A 16,472-nucleotide genomic window follows, 5' to 3' on the forward strand; every position below is an offset into this window, starting at 1 on the left:
TGAATCCGAAACCTGCGGAAACATCGAAGAGCGCTACCAGTTCGGACTCTGCAAACCCTGCCTCATAGATAGATTCAAATCTTTACGAAATCTCATAGACGAGGTAAGGAGCTAACGCATGAAGAAAAAATCAAAAAAGAAAATTGCTCTGACAAAGGGCAAGAAGAAGGTCGCGAAAAAAAAGGCTAAGAAGATCATCTCGCTGAAATCCAAAAAGCGGGTACGAAAGATCGTAGCGAAAGCGACACGAGTAAAACTGAATAAGGAGATCGTCCATGAAACAAACCCAAACCAGGCCGCTTGAAACTTTGGAAGATCTAAACAACCGGATGAGTCGCCTCGTTGAAATCGAGTCTGAACTGAAAAAGATCGACGGAGAGAAAAACAAAAAGGTCGAGATGGCAAGAAATGAATTTGTCGAACTGGAGCGCGATCTCGTTTTTGAGCGTGAAGAACTCGATCAGATGGTCAGGGAATTTCTTCTGCAGAACAAGGACACGATTTTCGCATCCAAAAAAACAGTCGAGCTTCCATTCGCAACAGTCAAGAGAATCGATTCTCAGGAAATCGAAGTCCGGGACGAGAAATCTAAAGAGCTTCCTCCTTACACAATCGAACTCATCGAGAAAAATTTCCCTGACAGGGCGGACGAAGCAATCAAGATCGAAAAGAAAGTCCAGAAGAACACTTTGAAAAACTGGACAGACTCGGAGCTTGCAAAAATCGGAGCCACAAGATTCTACAATACGAACATCAACTACAAGCTCCGTCTGGAACTCGAAAAAACGGACATTGCAAAACCGGTGTAGATGGAGGATCTGAGCTTGAAAATTCTGAAATCTTTCATGAGACGACCCGAAAGAGACCGCTCTGTCGGCGAAATCTCAAGAATGCTTTCGATTCGTCCAAGATCAGCTTCTTACAACTTACGCAAACTTACTGTGAACGGAGTTCTTTGTTCGACGGGAAAAACCAAATCCCGTCGCTACAAGCTAATCGAAAAATGAAAGGATTTTTTATCGGAAAGAAGGGTATTGCGTTTTCCGAAACAACAGGAGAGAATAAGGAAATAGGAATCACTGCAAGAAAACTAACTGTCAAAATGACTTTCGAGGACTTAGAATTCGATGATCTTTGCGATGTAGTTCAATCAATCTACGGAACTGCCAGCGTTGGTAACATCGAAACCCATATCCGAAAATCTCTTCTCATCTCTGATACAAAAATCGTAAAGTAGAGATTATGAGCACAATGGAATATCTATACTGGCAAAATCTTTCTCTGATGATCGTTCAACTCGGATTTAGTTTTTTTGTTCTCTGTGTGGATTTTGTTGGAATCATCGCATGTGTTTGGTTTTTGAGGAAACTCTGGAAATAATGGAAACCGATTCACATATCCACTAACCGCCGATGCCGCGCAAGTTACTGGTTCGAGAAGGTATAGGATGGATGCAAATAGAAAACTGCTTTTGCGAAATAGACTGGATGATCCAGAATATATGGACAGGTCCGTCCATTCAATAACAATATGTAAAGTCTTCCTGAAAAAAAGAAATCAAGCCTTGCGTTGGGCTTGAAAACCCGAAAAGAACTCAAACACCTCAAGCATACCAAACAAGACACCTAAATTTTAGCCCCCTCCCCAAAACCAAAAATAGTAATAATCTGGCAAGAATCTTGCGTGATTGCTGTCAAAATCAGATATTTTCCTAAATTTTCCGATATTTGGTTTTGGATTAGTTGCACATTTGAGTTTGAAGTGCCCCCCTAAAACTGTAAAGAAAAAAATCATATTTTTTGTTTATTTTTAAATTGCAGAGGAGATAGTCCTCCTAAAGCTGAATGAGGTCTGATTGAATTGTACCGATCAATAAATTGAAAAATACTTTTGGCTGCTTCAATTTTATCAGCATAACAGGAGATATTTATCTCTTGATACTTGATAGTTTTATTAAAAGATTCTGCGTGTGCATTTTCATATGCATTACCAAGACACATTGAAATTTGTATTTTGGAATTGTTCAGAAGTTCTATATATTCATGCGAACAATATCTTCTATCAGAATCAGTATGATGAATGTAACCTTCGAGACTTCCTCTGTTCATGAGAGCCGACTCAAATGCAGACCTGACAAGTTCACTATTAAGTTTATCAGAAACAGCTCGTCCGATGACCTCTCTGTTTTCCATATCCATTAGTGATGCCAGATAATGATTTTTCCCCTGAACATCAAAAAAAGTAACATCACCAACTATTACTCGTGCATGATTAATTGACTTGTCCTTAAGAAGATTTGGATATTTTTTCAGGTTATGTTTTGAATCCGTGGTCGCATGATGATAAGCCCTCTTCGGACTGCATTTTAAAAGGTTTTCATGCATGATCCTGTAAACTCGCTTATGATTGATTTTCATATCATTTCTCAGAAAATAAGTGACAGACCTGTAACCTGATTGAGGCATTAAATCCAGATATGCTTCAATCTTTTCTATTAGTTGCTTATCCTCCTGTTTTCTTTTAATCTTTGCATCCGATTGGTAATAAAAGGAAGAGATACTGATCTCCAAAGCTTTACAGCTTTTTACAATTCCAAATTCTGGTGCGAGATACTTCCTGATAATTTCTCTTTTTGCTTCCAGTCTTGCAGATATTTTTGGGCTTTTTTTAAAATGTGATTATCTAACGCAAGGTTGGCAAGTGCACCTTCCAATTCTGCGACTCGTTTCCTTAAAGCAAATTCGGTTTGATTATTTTGTTCAAACTTTCCTGTATCTATCTCATTTCTCCAATTTCGGATTGTTTGAGGATTTACCTTTTCCCTTTGAGCTATTTGCGAAACGGAACTCTGCCCGGACAAAATTTCCATTACTATTTTTTCCTTAAATTCTTTGCCATAGTTATTTCTTCTTATCATATTATCAAGTCTCCTTTATCCCCTTTTTTTGTATTCCAGTTTTAGGGGGCAAGACCAGTTTTAATATAATAGTTTATATAGAAATCCAGTAAACTTAGAGTGCGAATGGATAATAATCATTTGCCCCTATTTCTCAAACTAGCTGGAAAACAAATTCTCATTGGTGATGAAAAGCTTAAATTAGGTATCCCAAAAGTATATATGCTAAAGCCGCACAAAACTTTATATAGCCGTCTCGTTACTATTAAAGGTTTTTTACAACCAAACGAATTCAAATCGGCTTTGATTCAAAAACTTGAAAGTATTGGAATCAAACAAGAACCTATTCTTTTTCATAAGGATTCTTCCGATTACCCCATTCGAAAAACTATCCGTATCAAAGACAAAGAAATTATAGGTTACCCTGTGTTAATCCCAAATCTTGACCCAAATGATTCTATCCTCTTACAAGAAGTCGGTCTCGGTGGTCGCCGTAAAATGGGCTGTGGTCACTTTGTGGGAGTTAGATGATGGAAAAATTGTGGGCGAAAAGATTTGATGAAAAAATTAAGAACAAAGAAGAATTGTATTTAGTTCCACATCTTAAAGCAGTTGAGTTAGCTGGGAAAAAGTTAAGTCAGTCCATCGGGAAAAATGTATTACACTCAGTTGGCTTAGAATCAGTTGTTTGGCAAGAGCGGCTAAATATAATTTTACCCTTATCTTGTCTTCTGCATGATTTAGGAAAAGCTAATGACTGGTTTCAGAAAATGATAACCAATAATATACGTGAAAGACAGCCGATTCGACATGAATTTCTATCTATTATTCTCATTCTTCGCTCTGAAAAGAAGCTAAGAAACTTTATTCTAAAAAGAATATCTTCTCTAGGTTCTAAATTTACTGAACCGCTTATCAATTCAATTTATAGTGGGATTTTAGCACATCATTTGAAGTTTGATAGAGAACTAAAGAAAGCATGTTTAGGTATGTTTGGTGATGGAGGTTATCCGACAGAATTAATTGCATATACAAATCATTCTGATTTTGATTCATTGTTTGGAGAAGATAAACCTAATAATGATTTCTTTTTTTCATTTTTGCCTAATCATAAAAATATAAAATACAAATATATTCTTGATTATATAGAAAAATTTCAAGAGATTAGCGATGAATGGGAATCTTTTTTGAAACAGAATTCGGATTGGTTAATCTTCTCCACAATCTTAAAGCCTTTAGTTATTTGTGCTGATGTAATTGCAAGTGCTCTCGTTCCAGAGGGAATTAAGTATGAAGATTGGATAGGTAAATCACTCAATAATTTCATTCAAAAAAATGACTTAGAAAAAATTATTCAAGAAAGACTCAATGGATTATCACCTAGAGAATTTCAGAAAAAAATTTCTGATTCTAAAGAACGAGTAACTTTAGTAGAAGCAGGTTGCGGTTCTGGAAAAACGATTGGAGCGTATCTCTGGGCACTGAGTAATGCAGAAAATCATAAGTTGTACTTTTGTTATCCGACAACACGAACTGCAACAGAAGGTTATCTTGGTTATGTGAATCATGCCGGATACGAAGCCGAGTTGATTCACTCTCGTTCTGATGTTGATTTAGATGGAATTCAAAATACAGGTGATGATGAGGATAATTCCGTTATATCCGATAAAATTCATGCTCTTACAACATACCATCCAAAAATTATAATCTGTACAATTGATACAGTTTTATCCCTGATGAAAAATGGCAGAAAATCCATTTTATCATTTCCATCTATCGCCACAGGAATATTTGTATTCGATGAAATTCATTCCTTTAATGATGAAATGTTTCAAGTCATGGTTAGTTTTATCAATCTATTCAAAAATATAAAATTTCTGTTAATGAGCGCATCATTACAACCCGAAAGAAAGGATTTATTAAAAAGAGAATTTACGACTCTAACAGAAATTGAATCGCCGCGCGATTTAATGGAATTGAAAAGGTATAAGTTTAATTCTAAAAGAGATAGTTTATCTTTAATTGAGGACGCTAAATTACATGCAGATGATAAGAAAATTTTAATCGTAGTAAATACAGTTGGGAGAGCACAGGCAATTTCTCGAGAGTTAAACGCAAGCGGTTATAATGTAAAAATTTACCACAGCAGATATAAATATATAGATAGGGTGAATAGACATAAGGAATTTATAGAAGCGTTTAAAGACTCGGCTCCATCGGTGATTGGTATTGCCACTCAAGTTGCAGAAATGTCTTTAGACATTGACTCAGATATATTGCTTATCGAGCTTGCACCTATTCCTTCTTTAATCCAAAGACTTGGCAGATTAAATCGAAGGACAAGTCCTGAAAAGCCTATAGCTAGTCGAGATGTGTTTTTTTATGAATTAGCTGATCCGATTAGAGCTATCAATAAACCATACAGTAAAGAAGAGTTAGAGTTGGGAAGAAAATGGATTCAAAAACTTGTGAGTATAAATGAAATTAGCCAGAATGATTTACAAAATTCTTTTCTAGGATTAAACTCTTCTGAGGAAGGATTAGATTTAGCCCCATACTACGACTTTACAAAGCCCAATTTCTTTTTCATTCCTGCTACAGAAGGTTTGCGCGGGGCAAGTAATACAATTAATTGCATTATCCAAAGTGACATCGAACTTATCACAAATAGAAAAGAAAAATTAGAGAATCTTATAATCCCAATGACAATGAACAATAAGCTAGATATGAATACTTTGAATTTATACAAGCATGCCTTTATTATTCCAAATAAACTAATAGAATATGATTCAATAGAAGGTGCAGAATGGCAGAACTAAAATTATCCCTATCCAATCCTGGAATGAGCGACTTACACAAAGTTGGCTTAGGTGGATTGTATATGACTCTACAATCATTAGAACAGAAAAAGAAAAAGATTTCTGGATTAGAATTCACTTTGAATGAAACAAGCGTTATCCTCAACTTTGATGATAGGAAATTAGGCAAAGCACTAGAGGAATTAATCAAATATTCTTTTCAAATTGATAAAACTGGTTTCTTTTATTTTCCCGCTTTGGAATTGGGCGGTAAGCAGCCGATTGAGAATAAATTGATTAATCAACGAAATCTTCTTTCTAGTTTTCTCCAACCAACTCTTTTCAGTTCAAACACTAAAAAAGCAATTCAGAAAAACTTTGCAGGCGAAGACCAAAGACCAATAGTTCTTAATTTTCAAGGTGTAATATCCTATAGCAGTCAACTTGCGGCTTCATTTCTGTATAATTCCAAGAAGAAAATTTTTGAAAATGAAATTGAAATAAAGAACTGGCTTTATATCGGTGGCTCTGTTAAGCATGCTGGCTTAGGGAATAATACAGTTTTATCGGAAAGAATTGAAACTCTTTTTCCTTTGCTTTATGCGATTATAGGTTGTGTATATGTTTACGTTAAAATTTTTGATCCTCATTTAAAATCAAAAATTAGAGCTTGTATAGTAATTCCACAAATTGACAATTTAGAAATTTTCTCCCAAATTCGTAGTAAAGTTGCATTATCCACTGAATTAAAACTTACAATGGCTGGACTTTCTGAATCTGCTCTCTATTTATCAAACGAATATGCTCACATATTAAAATCTAAACTAAAAAAATTTCCCATGATAACTGTGATAGGAATTGGCGATACAAAATGGAACTCCACGCAAAAAAGTAAAAACTTTGTTCATAAAATTAAATTAGATAAAGAAGACAAATTAAATCAATACGCTTTCATTTCCAAGGTTTTAAAATCAACTATTAGAGAACTAAAAGAAGAGAAAGACAAACAAGGAAAAATTAAAAAACCTAAAAGTACTTATATTTCAGTGCCAATGTCCAAAGAATTATTCTGTGAAAATATAATCAACGGTAAAGAATTTTACTACAATTTTCACAAATTAGTAAAACCATCGAAAGATAAATCAGGGAATCTTTTTTATAAAATAAAATACGAAACAAAGGAGTTGAATGAGATGATTAAAAAAATTGAATTTGATCATGAGGCAGAAAGAATCTTTGTCGAAGCTTGCCATACTGCATGGAAAAGGCGTTTGGGTAAGTTAGGCGGTGATACGAAAAAAAGTGGTGGAGGTAGTTTTGGAAACTTAGTAGCAAGAGATTTTGAACGCCTAAGAGTTGCTTTAGTTAAAAGTAAAAATTTAGAATCTTTTAGAGAAACAATTACTGATTTTTGGTCAAGGGCAGGCAATATTCCTGAATTAAGAGATAATTGGAATAAAGTAATGGTATTCTTTGAAAATGAAAATTGGAAAAAAGGAAGAGATTTAGCACTGCTTGCATTAGTGAGCTATAAAGCAGAAAATAAAAATGAAGACGAAGCATTAAATAGTATTACAAAAATAACAGAAGAAGGAGATAACAATGAGTAAACATTTATTTGGTCAAGTACTAACCCATTACGGAACAGCGGCAAACAATAGAGGAGAAACAGAGGGCAACATTACTACTCTGCAAAAACTTCTCTGGAAAGGAGAAACGCATACAACTGTATCGGCAGAATCAATCAGATGGGCGATCCGCTATCTTTGGCAAAAAAATGGTGAGGAAACGAACCGAACATGGGATCCGAATAAGAGTGAAATCAATTTCGCTGATACAAAATGGTCAGCTTGGTCTGATAAGCCACAGAAAGGAGCAAAAAAATTTTTAGATGATGATGCACTTGGATTTATGCAAGCTGAAGCTGGTAAACAAGAAGGAGAAAAAGGAACTGCAACAATTCGTAAAGGTATTCTTGAATTTACTAGAGCTTTATCAACCACTCCTTTTGCAGGGGATATTACATTCAATGCAAAGAGCGGAACAAAATCAAATACAAGTTTGTACGGGACAGAAGTTCATGCTACACGTTATCAATATGGTTTTTCAGTTACGCCTGAATTTTTATCTGATAGTTCTAGAGTCTTGCAGATACTAAATGGGATTCTAAATATTAACCAAGTAGCAGGTAATCAAAGTAGATTCCTTTTTGATTTTTCTCCTGAATCTATAGTTCTTCGTTGGACGGATGATTTTGCTCCACGGATTTTATATTCATTTGAAGAAAAGGAAAATGAAATTTCAATTCCTTCCATTATTGAAAAAGTAAATTCGGGAGATATTGAACCTGAAACTTTGGTAATCGCTGGGTCAATAATAAATCACCCAGAGGTTACAAAATTAAAAGACAAAAACGTTTCTTTATTTTCTGGAGTGAAGCAAGGTTTTGCTGAAATTGAATCTCGCATAAAAAATGATTTAAAGATAAAGGGCTAACGATGGAACCTGACTCAATATGTTTATTTGTTTCGGTTCCCATAGCTTGTTTTCGTGCACCTTACGCAAGGACTTATGCAGAGTCCTTGCCAGTTCCTGCTCCTTCCACAGTTTACGGGATGTTACTCTCTATGATTGGTGAAAAAAATAGGGATGTTTACAAAGGGGCTAAGATAGCTATTGCACTCTTGTCAGAACCAGAACGGTCAACAGTTCTAAGAAAGATGTGGAGAGTGAAAACTGTAAAAGCAGGCCCGGGTATTGGAAATAATGCTACACCAGATTTTCAAGAATTATTAACAAGAACAGAGCTATTAGTTTGGCTAAAAAAAGGAAACGAACAATCGGAAATTTCTTTAAAAGAAAAAATAGATAGTGCAATTCGAAATCCGAAAACAATTTCCCGATTTGGTTCTCTTTGTCTTGGAGAAAGTACACATTTAGTAGATGAAATTCGTTTTATTAAAGATACGGACAAACGGGAATTTCAATTGCTCAATCCAGTGGAACAAGGCCAAATAAGTCTTCCTATTTGGGTGGATCATGTCGGTTCATTCAATACACGTTGGATGCAATTTAATTTGGATAAAGAAAGAACCTTTGAGGATATTACAGATGATAGTTTTATTATGATCACCCCCTAACGCATTGTGGGCACCATGGGTTAGATATACCGAGCCATATTCTTGAAATACAATTGGAGGTTCTAAAATGAATGATAATTTTCTACCTATAATTCGTGTAATGGGTTTACATTCAATCGCTTATTGTGAAAGACTTTTTTATTTAGAAGAGGTAGAAAAAATTTTGCTTGCTGACGAAAGAATATTTGAAGGGAGAAGAATCCATGAAGAAATAAAAATCGACAACAATGATATTCATAGAATTGAAACATTTGAATATACTAGCGAGATATTATCTCTAACCGGTAAAGTAGATAGACTACAAAAAAGAGATGGAGAATGGATTCCTTATGAATACAAAAAGGGTAGGTCTAAAACTACAGGAAAAAATTTTGAGGCGTGGGAGCCTGATATATTTCAGATTATTGGTTATTCTTTATTAATAGAAGAGTCCACAGGCCGGAAGATTTCAGAGGGAAGAATCAAATATTTAAAAAATAATGTATTAGTAAAAATTCAAATAACAGACGAGTTAAAAGAAAAAACACACGAATATATCTTAAAAGCAAAAAGTCTATTCTCTCAAAAAAAAAGACCCCCTGTAAGTCTAAATCAAAACCTTTGTATCAGATGCTCGCTTGCTCCTGTTTGCCTTCCTGAAGAAAATCGAGTGCTTAATGATGAAAACTATGAGCCAATTAGACTTTTTCCTCCCGGAAGAGAACAACAAACCATCCATATAACGGGATATAAAACTAGTATACATAAATCAGGGGAAACGATAACAATCGAGATGTACGATCCAGAACCTAAAACAGAAAAAATTCCAACAAATGAAATGGACTCACTCATAATTCATGGGAATGTACAAATTTCCAGTCAACTAATTTCATTTCTAGCATACAATAATATTCCAATTCATTGGTTTTCAGGGGGAGGCAATTACATAGGAAGCATCAATTCAAATTCAAAAAATATTCAAAGAAAACTTAGGCAATACGAATCGCTAAGTGATGAAAAAATTAAATTTTATTTAGCAAAAAAATTAATTCTTTCAAAATGCGAAAGTCAATTTTGATATTTACTACGTGCAACAAGAAAAAATGACAGAACTATACAACAAAGTGAGACTCTTGAGAAAATAAGAGAAAATCTTTCTAAGATAAGCTCTGCAGAAAATCCAGACTCTCTTAGAGGGTTAGAAGGAATAATAGCAAAATTTTACCATAACATCATCCCCTCAATACTAATCCCTACAGTACCCTCTGAAATGATTCCAAATGGAAGAACTAAAAGACCCCCTAAAGATAGATACAACGCGATACAAAGCTTTTTATATGCCTTACTTTACAAATCTGTTTTTCAAGCAATTGTAATAGTTGGCTTAGAACCATCACTTGGTTTTTTTCATACTCCCAGAAGTTCTGGTGACCCTTTAGTTTTAGACTTAATGGAGTTATTTCGAACTGCGTTATGTGATATCCCATTAATAGGAAGTGTAAATAGGCAATTTTGGAATATTCAAGAAGACTTTGAAGTAACTAAAGAAAAAGTCTGGCTAAGTTTAGAGGGAAGAAAAAAAGCGATAAAAATTTATGAAGAGAGGCTTAATGATTCATGGAAGCATCCAGTCACGAATTACTCTCTTAGTTATTATAGAATGATAGAATTAGAAACTAGATTCTTAGAAAAAGAATGGTCAGACTCAGCAGGATTATTTGCAAGAGCAAGGCTTAGATAATGAAAAACCTATGGATTATTTCCTACGACATATCAAACCCAAAAAGACTTAGAAAAGTGGCTAAGTTTTTAGAAGGTTATGGGACAAGAATTCAAGAAAGTGTATTTAAAGTTTATGTAAACGACAGAGATATTGAAAAAATAAAATGGGAGCTTACAAAAAAAATTGAAGAAATAGATAGTATTTTTTATTTTAGATTTTGCAATTCATGTGCAGAAAGAATTCAAAATCAAAATCCTAAATTATTTCAATTTGACAAGGATTTAACGTTTAGAATTTTCTAAATCAAGTATCTCTCAATGTTAGAGACATAATCAATTTTGGAGGCTTAAAATTTGATTAAAAAAGCATTCAATAGAGTAATATTCAGGATACTTGATTCAAATGGCAAATTTTGCTATACAGCTTATCCCGTTCAAAATAAACTATATTCTACAGTAGGGGTAAAATAATCTTAGATGCCTTCGGGCGTTGAGCACTTCTTATACAGCAATTATCAACGAATTCATTAGAATGTAAAATAATCTTAGATGCCTTCGGGCGTTGAGCACAAGAAATTACTAATTCAAAATATAACGATATTATTGACGGTAAAATAATCTTAGATGCCTTCGGGCGTTGAGCACACTCTGATTTAAATAGAGCGAATACTGCGTTAAGACGTAAAATAATCTTAGATGCCTTCGGGCGTTGAGCACAAAAAAGTATTTGACATTAAAGCCTAAATGAGGCATAATTGAGTTATTAGGAAGGTTAATATGGAAACGACGATACCAAAATCAGAAAGGAAACCAGCGATTTCAAGTGAGGAAATTGACAGAAGGATTATGGAAAATTGGGTGAGATGTCACGCTGAAGAATTGGAAGAGTTGGAAAATTTAAGAAAACATCCAAAAATTTGTGATCCAAGGAAAGGCGAGGGAATCGAAATGATTCCAATTGAATAATTTCAAAAAATATTTTTCCTTGACATTTCTCTAGAATACCAAATTCGTCCATCTTTCGATGGACTTTAATCCAAGACAAATAATCTCCGAATTCCTCAAATGTCGCAAGGGTCAGCAGATGACCGGTGCGAAGTATTATAAACGTGAATGGGGGTAAAATAATCTTAGATGCCTTCGGGCGTTGAGCACACAAAATCACGAATAAGATATGTCCTTTTTTTATGGTGCAATAGATTTCTGATGAAGTCGGAAAACTGGTCTTTTCCTATTTAAGTTTCATGTATATAGTAGGCGCTTATATATCTAATTAAAACTTTCCATCTGCACGAATCTTATAGAATAGACCATCAGAAAATGAAGAGTAAGGAAACAAAGGTGTTTTTGACCCTATTGAAGAAATATTTCCACTTATTTGTCCAACTAAAAAATGCCCCCCATCTGCAGTATTCAATATAGAATTTCCTGTATCAGCTCCAGCGCTACCTATTACGCTGTACCATTGTACAACTCCTCTTTCATTCATTTTCATAACAAAGCTATCTGACGATCCGCCACCCGTAATCAAAACATCGGGCAAAACCCCATCCAAAGACGAAAAATTTCCACCTGAGGTTCCTGAAAAAATATAACTTCTATCTGGCAGTTGCTCTACCGAAGTACAAGTATTAATAATACTTGGAGCCGACGAAAAAGTAAACCATTCCGGGTTACCATCGCTACTCAATTTAATAGCTACACAATTTCCACTACTACCGCTATGGGACCGAATAGGTGTTAAACCTGCAAGTGAAGAAATTGCTGCACCAGAATTGCCTGCAATTATAAATCCATTATCTTGGGTTAAAGCAATTGAATTCCCTGAGTCTGCACCTGTCCCACCCAGAAATGTAAACCATTGTAAAATCCCCGATGAATTATATTTGGCAACAAATATATCACCTCCACCACCAAATGGATTTTTTGCACTAACCCCACCAATTGAAAAACTTAAACCGGCAGAACCTGTCGTAACAAATCCCCCATCGCTTGTTGATTTCAGTGTAGCCATCGTATCCGTACTTGAACCACCAGAATAAGTTACCCACTCCCCATCTCCGTTTTCTTTTATTTTTAATAGAAAAGCATCACTAACTGAAGTATAAGATACAATTGTTGTAATACCCGGATACGTTGTAATCGTAGTGTCGGCAACTCCACCGATTACATAGCCCGAACTATCTTGTACCACATTTTTAATGTCTACATTCGTTGGCCCAACATCACCCAAGAAACTAAACCATTCTAAAGATCCACTCTTTGATAATTTGTAAATAGCTCCATTTTTCCCTGCACCTAAAAATGGCTTAAGAGGAGTTTTCCCACTAATGGAAGTAATTGAATTTGCATACCCGAAAGCAATAAATCCTTCATCTCTTGTCTGAATTATCCCATTGCAAGAGTCTATGCCTGTTCCACCGAGAAATGTATGCCATTCTACAGTACCTGAAGAATTTAACTTTACGATTAAGCAATCTAAAGCTCCTCCTGCAAAATTAATAATCGGAGATGAACTAAGATTGGATAACAATCCTCCTGCCTCTCCGGCGAGCAAATATCCTCCATCTTTTGCCTGAATTACCGAATAAAGAATATCGTTCGAACTAGATCCCATAAATGAATAAAATGTTTTTTCTTCTACGCCTATATTTAGATACGTAGTTGTTGAATTTTTTTGGAAAGAGACACTTAGACCTGAAGATACATTTGAAATCGAAATAGAATAGTCTCCTTGTATCTCTACACCAAAAGAGCCTATCTTTACATCTTTATGGGATAATACACTTACATTGAATTTTATAAATGAGGAAGTAGTGCGAAATCCACCCGATAAGTCTGTGTTTGTTTCTGTAGTTCTTAAAACCCCGTCTGAAAAAATTATCTTCGCACCCACAATAGGTGAATTAGAAGTCACCCCGTGCAAAATCCCACTCACAGGAATTTTTGGACAAAATACACTATCTAAACCGGTAAGGCAATACAAAAATTGCATCGTTCTAAAAGAAGGATCTTCCGGTGATAAAAAATTATCTAATTTTCTATTGCAATTGGCTAAGCTACAAAATAATATAAATACGGTTAAGCTCTTTTTCATTATTCAAACCTTTTACAACACTGATTTTACTTTGGTTAAAATATTTTGTAAACTAGTTTTTTCTGTTTTTTTATGATGAAACTACAGAAAATTTATTAATTGAAATTGTATGGATTTAGAAAACGTAGGAGTTATTTCTTCATTTTTTTGACGAATTAATTTATTTTGATACCCATCTTCTGTAGGGTTTGTGTAAACCTCAACAGTATTTTCGTTTAAGTTAATGATCCAGTATTCAGGGATTTTTCCTTTGGAATATATAAAAGATTTTTGTCTGTCGAGTTCGAGTGAAGTGTTTGCGACTTCAACCACAAGGTGTGCAAAGCTTGGGTGAAACAAGGAATAGGAATCTTCTCTATAATCTACGATAGAAATATCCGGCTCAGGTTCTGAAATATCAAAAGAAATCGGGTCTTCCTTTCGGACTGAATAAGGAGGTAAAATCTTAGAAATGAAAAAATAAAATATTTTATTTAAAGTTGCAGTATGAATAGGATTTTTTGGCATTTTTTCAATTACCACTCCTTCCAATAATTCTGTTTTTTCCGAGATCAAGCCTTGCTCATACATTAAGTGGTATTTTTCTACTGTAAAAGGAGTAACTAATTTACGAATTTCAGGATTTTCTAATAAGGCTTGTACCATAAGCCATTTTTATAAATCTTTTTCAAGTGTGTCAATCGATTTTTCATAGTAAAAAATTCAATTTTCATATCAATCTTTTTTAGTGAGTTCTATTTTCAATACAAATTGATTTTTGAATATTGATTTACAAAAAAGCATTAAATAGTAAATAAGTCTATCGAAGGAGATTCCAAGTTGAAGAAAAATGTGTTAATTATTGGTGCGGGAGGGGTTGCCCACGTTGCTGCACACAAATGCGCTCAAAATAACGATACGTTAGGCGATATATGTATCGCTTCAAGAAAGCTCGACAAGTGCGAGAAAATTATCGAAAGCGTGAAAAGAAAAGGAAATATGAAAGACAATTCTAAAAAAATTTACGCAAGGCAAATCGACGCTTTCGATGTTAACGCTACCGTACAACTAATAAAAGATACAAACTCAGAAATAGTATTAAACCTTGGCACAGCGTATATTAATATGTCTGTTCTGGAAGCCTGCCTCGAAGCAAAAGTTACCTACATGGACACTGCCATCCACGAAGACCCCGATAAAGTTTGTGAAGACCCTCCTTGGTATGCAAACTACGAATGGAAAAGAAAAGATCGCTGCACAGAAAAAGGAATTAATGCAATACTCGGAATAGGATTTGACCCCGGTGTTGTAAACGCTTGGGCAGCTCTTGCTGTAAAGCACCACTTCGACAAAATTGATACAATAGATATTTTAGATGTAAACGCAGGAAGCCACGGAAAATATTTTGCAACAAATTTTGATCCGGAAATTAATTTTAGAGAATTTAGCAAGGTCTGGACTTGGATTGATCGAAAATGGGTAGAAAAACAGATGCACTCCGAAAAATGGATTTATGATTTTCCTGTAGTAGGGAAGCAACCGATTTATCTCACAGGCCACGATGAGCTACATTCACTGTCAAAAAATATAGATGCAAACAGTATTCGGTTTTGGATGGGTTTTGGCGACCACTACCTAAACGTATTCAGTGTCTTAAAAAATATCGGGATGCTTTCTGAAAAGCCCGTAAAGACCGCGGAAGGATTAGAAGTAATTCCACTAAAAGTTTTAAAAGCAGTTTTACCTGACCCGGGGTCACTTGCACCTACTTATACAGGATACACTTGTATCGGAGATCTTGTAAAAGGCACAAAAGACGGTAAGCATAAAGAAATTTTTATTTATAACTCTTGTGACCACGCTTTGTGTTACAAAGAAGTTGAATCTCAAGCGATTTCTTATACCGCAGGAGTTCCCCCAGTTGCTGCTGCAATACTTGTAGCCAAAGGAATATGGAATCCTAAGACTATGGTGAACGTAGAAGAGTTAGACCCGGATCCTTTAATTGAAATATTAAATAAAATCGGACTTCCTACCGTTATAGAAGACAGAACTCCAAAATAGTACTGAACAGAAAAATTCTATTTTTTCTTTAGCTTCTTTTTGGACTGGGTTTTCGACTTGGTTGGCTTTGTCTTTGGTTTTGTTTTTGACTTAGCCGAAAGTTTGGTTTTCTTTTTTACCGGAGCATTCCTTTTTTTCAAGATAGGGTTTCCTTTTTTTTGAATTGATTCAGAAGACATCCTAATCACAAGAGGAGTTCTACCGCTTTCATTTGCTTCATCGATTAAGTCTAAATCATTCCAAAAAAAATCTTCTTCAAAATTTAACCTTTCTTTCAAAAAAATATAATGAAACTGCAAAAGTGCTCTATTCTCTTCATTAAAATACGACAACCTTTGAAATAACAACCTCACATTCGGGTCACTAAATTTATTTCTCATCTTTGCATAAAAATCTCTTGCATCTTCTCCTTCTCGAAGAGCCACTTGGATAGCGTCTAACGCATCTCCCTTTACATCAACCTTTGTATTTCTGTCCAATTTCCTCATAAATTTTTGGATGGTTGTAGAATGAAATTTATGGATTGCAGCAAGTTGTTTTAGGTTGGGGAGTTTTTTCCCACCCAGTGCGTCTTGGTAAATTTCTTCTATCAAAATAAGGTGGTTCTCCACGTCTTCTGCAAGCTCTTGAAATAGCTCCTTAACCAAAGGGTCTGAAATCTCTTCATTCATTCTAAGATAAAAATCAAAGCAATCCTTTTCGTGTTGGATGGCCGCTGCCACTGCATCTAAGAAAGATGTATTTTTCAATAACGACATATTTTTCTCCTAACCGATTCTATTCTTATTAAAATATTT

Annotated in this window: 17 protein-coding genes, 1 pseudogene and 1 CRISPR repeat array; of the genes and pseudogenes, 13 read left to right on the plus strand and 5 right to left on the minus strand. The window is 34.8% G+C overall.

Features of this window, described 5'->3' with window-relative positions:
* Positions 1-118: 118 nt before the first annotated feature.
* Genes HS129_16520 through HS129_16535 form a run of 4 tightly spaced genes read left to right on the plus strand, consistent with a single transcriptional unit; the run spans position 119 to position 1,237 of the window.
* Positions 119-304, plus strand: a complete 186-nt coding sequence (locus HS129_16520; GenBank protein MBE7413641.1) for a hypothetical protein — start codon at positions 119-121, stop codon at positions 302-304.
* Positions 276-809, plus strand: a complete 534-nt coding sequence (locus HS129_16525; protein MBE7413642.1) for a host-nuclease inhibitor Gam family protein — start codon at positions 276-278, stop codon at positions 807-809. Before HS129_16520 ends, HS129_16525 begins: the two co-directional genes overlap by 29 nt.
* Entirely contained in the window at positions 810-1,007 is a 198-nt protein-coding gene (locus HS129_16530) for a winged helix DNA-binding protein (protein MBE7413643.1), read from the plus strand. It begins immediately after the preceding gene.
* Positions 1,004-1,237: a hypothetical protein gene (locus HS129_16535; GenBank protein MBE7413644.1), complete on the plus strand. Its 234-nt coding sequence runs from the start codon at positions 1,004-1,006 to the stop codon at positions 1,235-1,237. Before HS129_16530 ends, HS129_16535 begins: the two co-directional genes overlap by 4 nt.
* A 553-nt stretch (positions 1,238-1,790) precedes the next feature.
* On the opposite strand, the gene HS129_16540 is transcribed toward HS129_16535, so the two are convergent.
* Both HS129_16540 and HS129_16545 read right to left on the minus strand, forming a co-directional pair.
* Positions 1,791-2,654 carry an IS3 family transposase gene (locus tag HS129_16540; GenBank protein MBE7413645.1) on the minus strand — a complete coding sequence of 288 codons (864 nt, stop codon included), beginning with the start codon at positions 2,652-2,654 and terminating at the stop codon, positions 1,791-1,793.
* Positions 2,585-2,917, minus strand: coding sequence for a transposase (locus tag HS129_16545; protein ID MBE7413646.1), 333 nt, complete (start codon positions 2,915-2,917; stop codon positions 2,585-2,587). Before HS129_16545 ends, HS129_16540 begins: the two co-directional genes overlap by 70 nt.
* A 105-nt stretch (positions 2,918-3,022) precedes the next feature.
* Here HS129_16545 and cas6 point away from each other — a divergent pair, with 105 nt between their 5' ends.
* The 8 genes and pseudogenes from cas6 to HS129_16585 all read left to right on the plus strand — a co-directional run bounded on the left by cas6 (position 3,023) and on the right by HS129_16585 (position 11,501).
* Positions 3,023-3,427: a type I-MYXAN CRISPR-associated protein Cas6/Cmx6 gene (gene cas6, locus HS129_16550; GenBank protein MBE7413647.1), complete on the plus strand. Its 405-nt coding sequence runs from the start codon at positions 3,023-3,025 to the stop codon at positions 3,425-3,427.
* Positions 3,427-5,715: a CRISPR-associated helicase Cas3' gene (gene cas3, locus HS129_16555; GenBank protein ID MBE7413648.1), complete on the plus strand. Its 2,289-nt coding sequence runs from the start codon at positions 3,427-3,429 to the stop codon at positions 5,713-5,715. The genes cas6 and cas3 overlap by 1 nt, the downstream gene beginning before the upstream one ends.
* Positions 5,703-7,304, plus strand: a complete 1,602-nt coding sequence (gene cas8a1, locus HS129_16560) for a type I-MYXAN CRISPR-associated Cas8a1/Cmx1 (GenBank protein MBE7413649.1) — start codon at positions 5,703-5,705, stop codon at positions 7,302-7,304. Before cas3 ends, cas8a1 begins: the two co-directional genes overlap by 13 nt.
* Entirely contained in the window at positions 7,297-8,190 is an 894-nt protein-coding gene (cas7i, locus tag HS129_16565) for a type I-B CRISPR-associated protein Cas7/Cst2/DevR (GenBank protein MBE7413650.1), read from the plus strand. The genes cas8a1 and cas7i overlap by 8 nt, the downstream gene beginning before the upstream one ends.
* 2 nt (positions 8,191-8,192) lie before the next feature.
* Positions 8,193-8,834 (plus strand): type I-MYXAN CRISPR-associated protein Cas5/Cmx5/DevS, encoded by a 642-nt coding sequence (gene cas5, locus HS129_16570; protein MBE7413651.1) that lies wholly within the window; start codon positions 8,193-8,195, stop codon positions 8,832-8,834.
* Between the two features lie 100 nt (positions 8,835-8,934).
* Positions 8,935-10,554: pseudogene (gene cas1, locus HS129_16575) on the plus strand (type I-MYXAN CRISPR-associated endonuclease Cas1).
* Entirely contained in the window at positions 10,554-10,838 is a 285-nt protein-coding gene (gene cas2, locus HS129_16580) for a CRISPR-associated endonuclease Cas2 (GenBank protein ID MBE7413652.1), read from the plus strand. Before cas1 ends, cas2 begins: the two are co-directional and overlap by 1 nt.
* A gap of 158 nt (positions 10,839-10,996) precedes the next feature.
* Positions 10,997-11,253: a CRISPR direct-repeat array (repeat unit 37 nt; unit sequence GTAAAATAATCTTAGATGCCTTCGGGCGTTGAGCACA).
* A gap of 59 nt (positions 11,254-11,312) precedes the next feature.
* Positions 11,313-11,501, plus strand: coding sequence for a hypothetical protein (locus HS129_16585; GenBank protein MBE7413653.1), 189 nt, complete (start codon positions 11,313-11,315; stop codon positions 11,499-11,501).
* Positions 11,502-11,808: 307 nt separating this feature from the next.
* Here HS129_16585 and HS129_16590 read toward each other — a convergent pair whose 3' ends face one another.
* Together HS129_16590 and HS129_16595 are read right to left on the minus strand one after the other, a co-directional pair.
* Positions 11,809-13,632, minus strand: coding sequence for a hypothetical protein (locus HS129_16590; GenBank protein ID MBE7413654.1), 1,824 nt, complete (start codon positions 13,630-13,632; stop codon positions 11,809-11,811).
* Between the two features lie 81 nt (positions 13,633-13,713).
* Positions 13,714-14,277, minus strand: coding sequence for a Uma2 family endonuclease (locus tag HS129_16595; protein MBE7413655.1), 564 nt, complete (start codon positions 14,275-14,277; stop codon positions 13,714-13,716).
* A gap of 174 nt (positions 14,278-14,451) precedes the next feature.
* Here HS129_16595 and HS129_16600 point away from each other — a divergent pair, with 174 nt between their 5' ends.
* Positions 14,452-15,675: a saccharopine dehydrogenase family protein gene (locus HS129_16600; protein ID MBE7413656.1), complete on the plus strand. Its 1,224-nt coding sequence runs from the start codon at positions 14,452-14,454 to the stop codon at positions 15,673-15,675.
* A gap of 17 nt (positions 15,676-15,692) precedes the next feature.
* Here the strand turns inward: HS129_16600 and HS129_16605 are convergent, their stop codons facing one another.
* A complete protein-coding gene (locus HS129_16605; GenBank protein MBE7413657.1) occupies positions 15,693-16,433 on the minus strand; it encodes a ferritin family protein in 741 nt (246 codons plus the stop codon).
* Between the last annotated feature and the right edge of the window lie 39 nt (positions 16,434-16,472).

It is taken from the genome of Leptospiraceae bacterium (genome assembly GCA_015075105.1).
Classification (GTDB): domain Bacteria; phylum Spirochaetota; class Leptospiria; order Leptospirales; family Leptospiraceae; genus JABWCC01.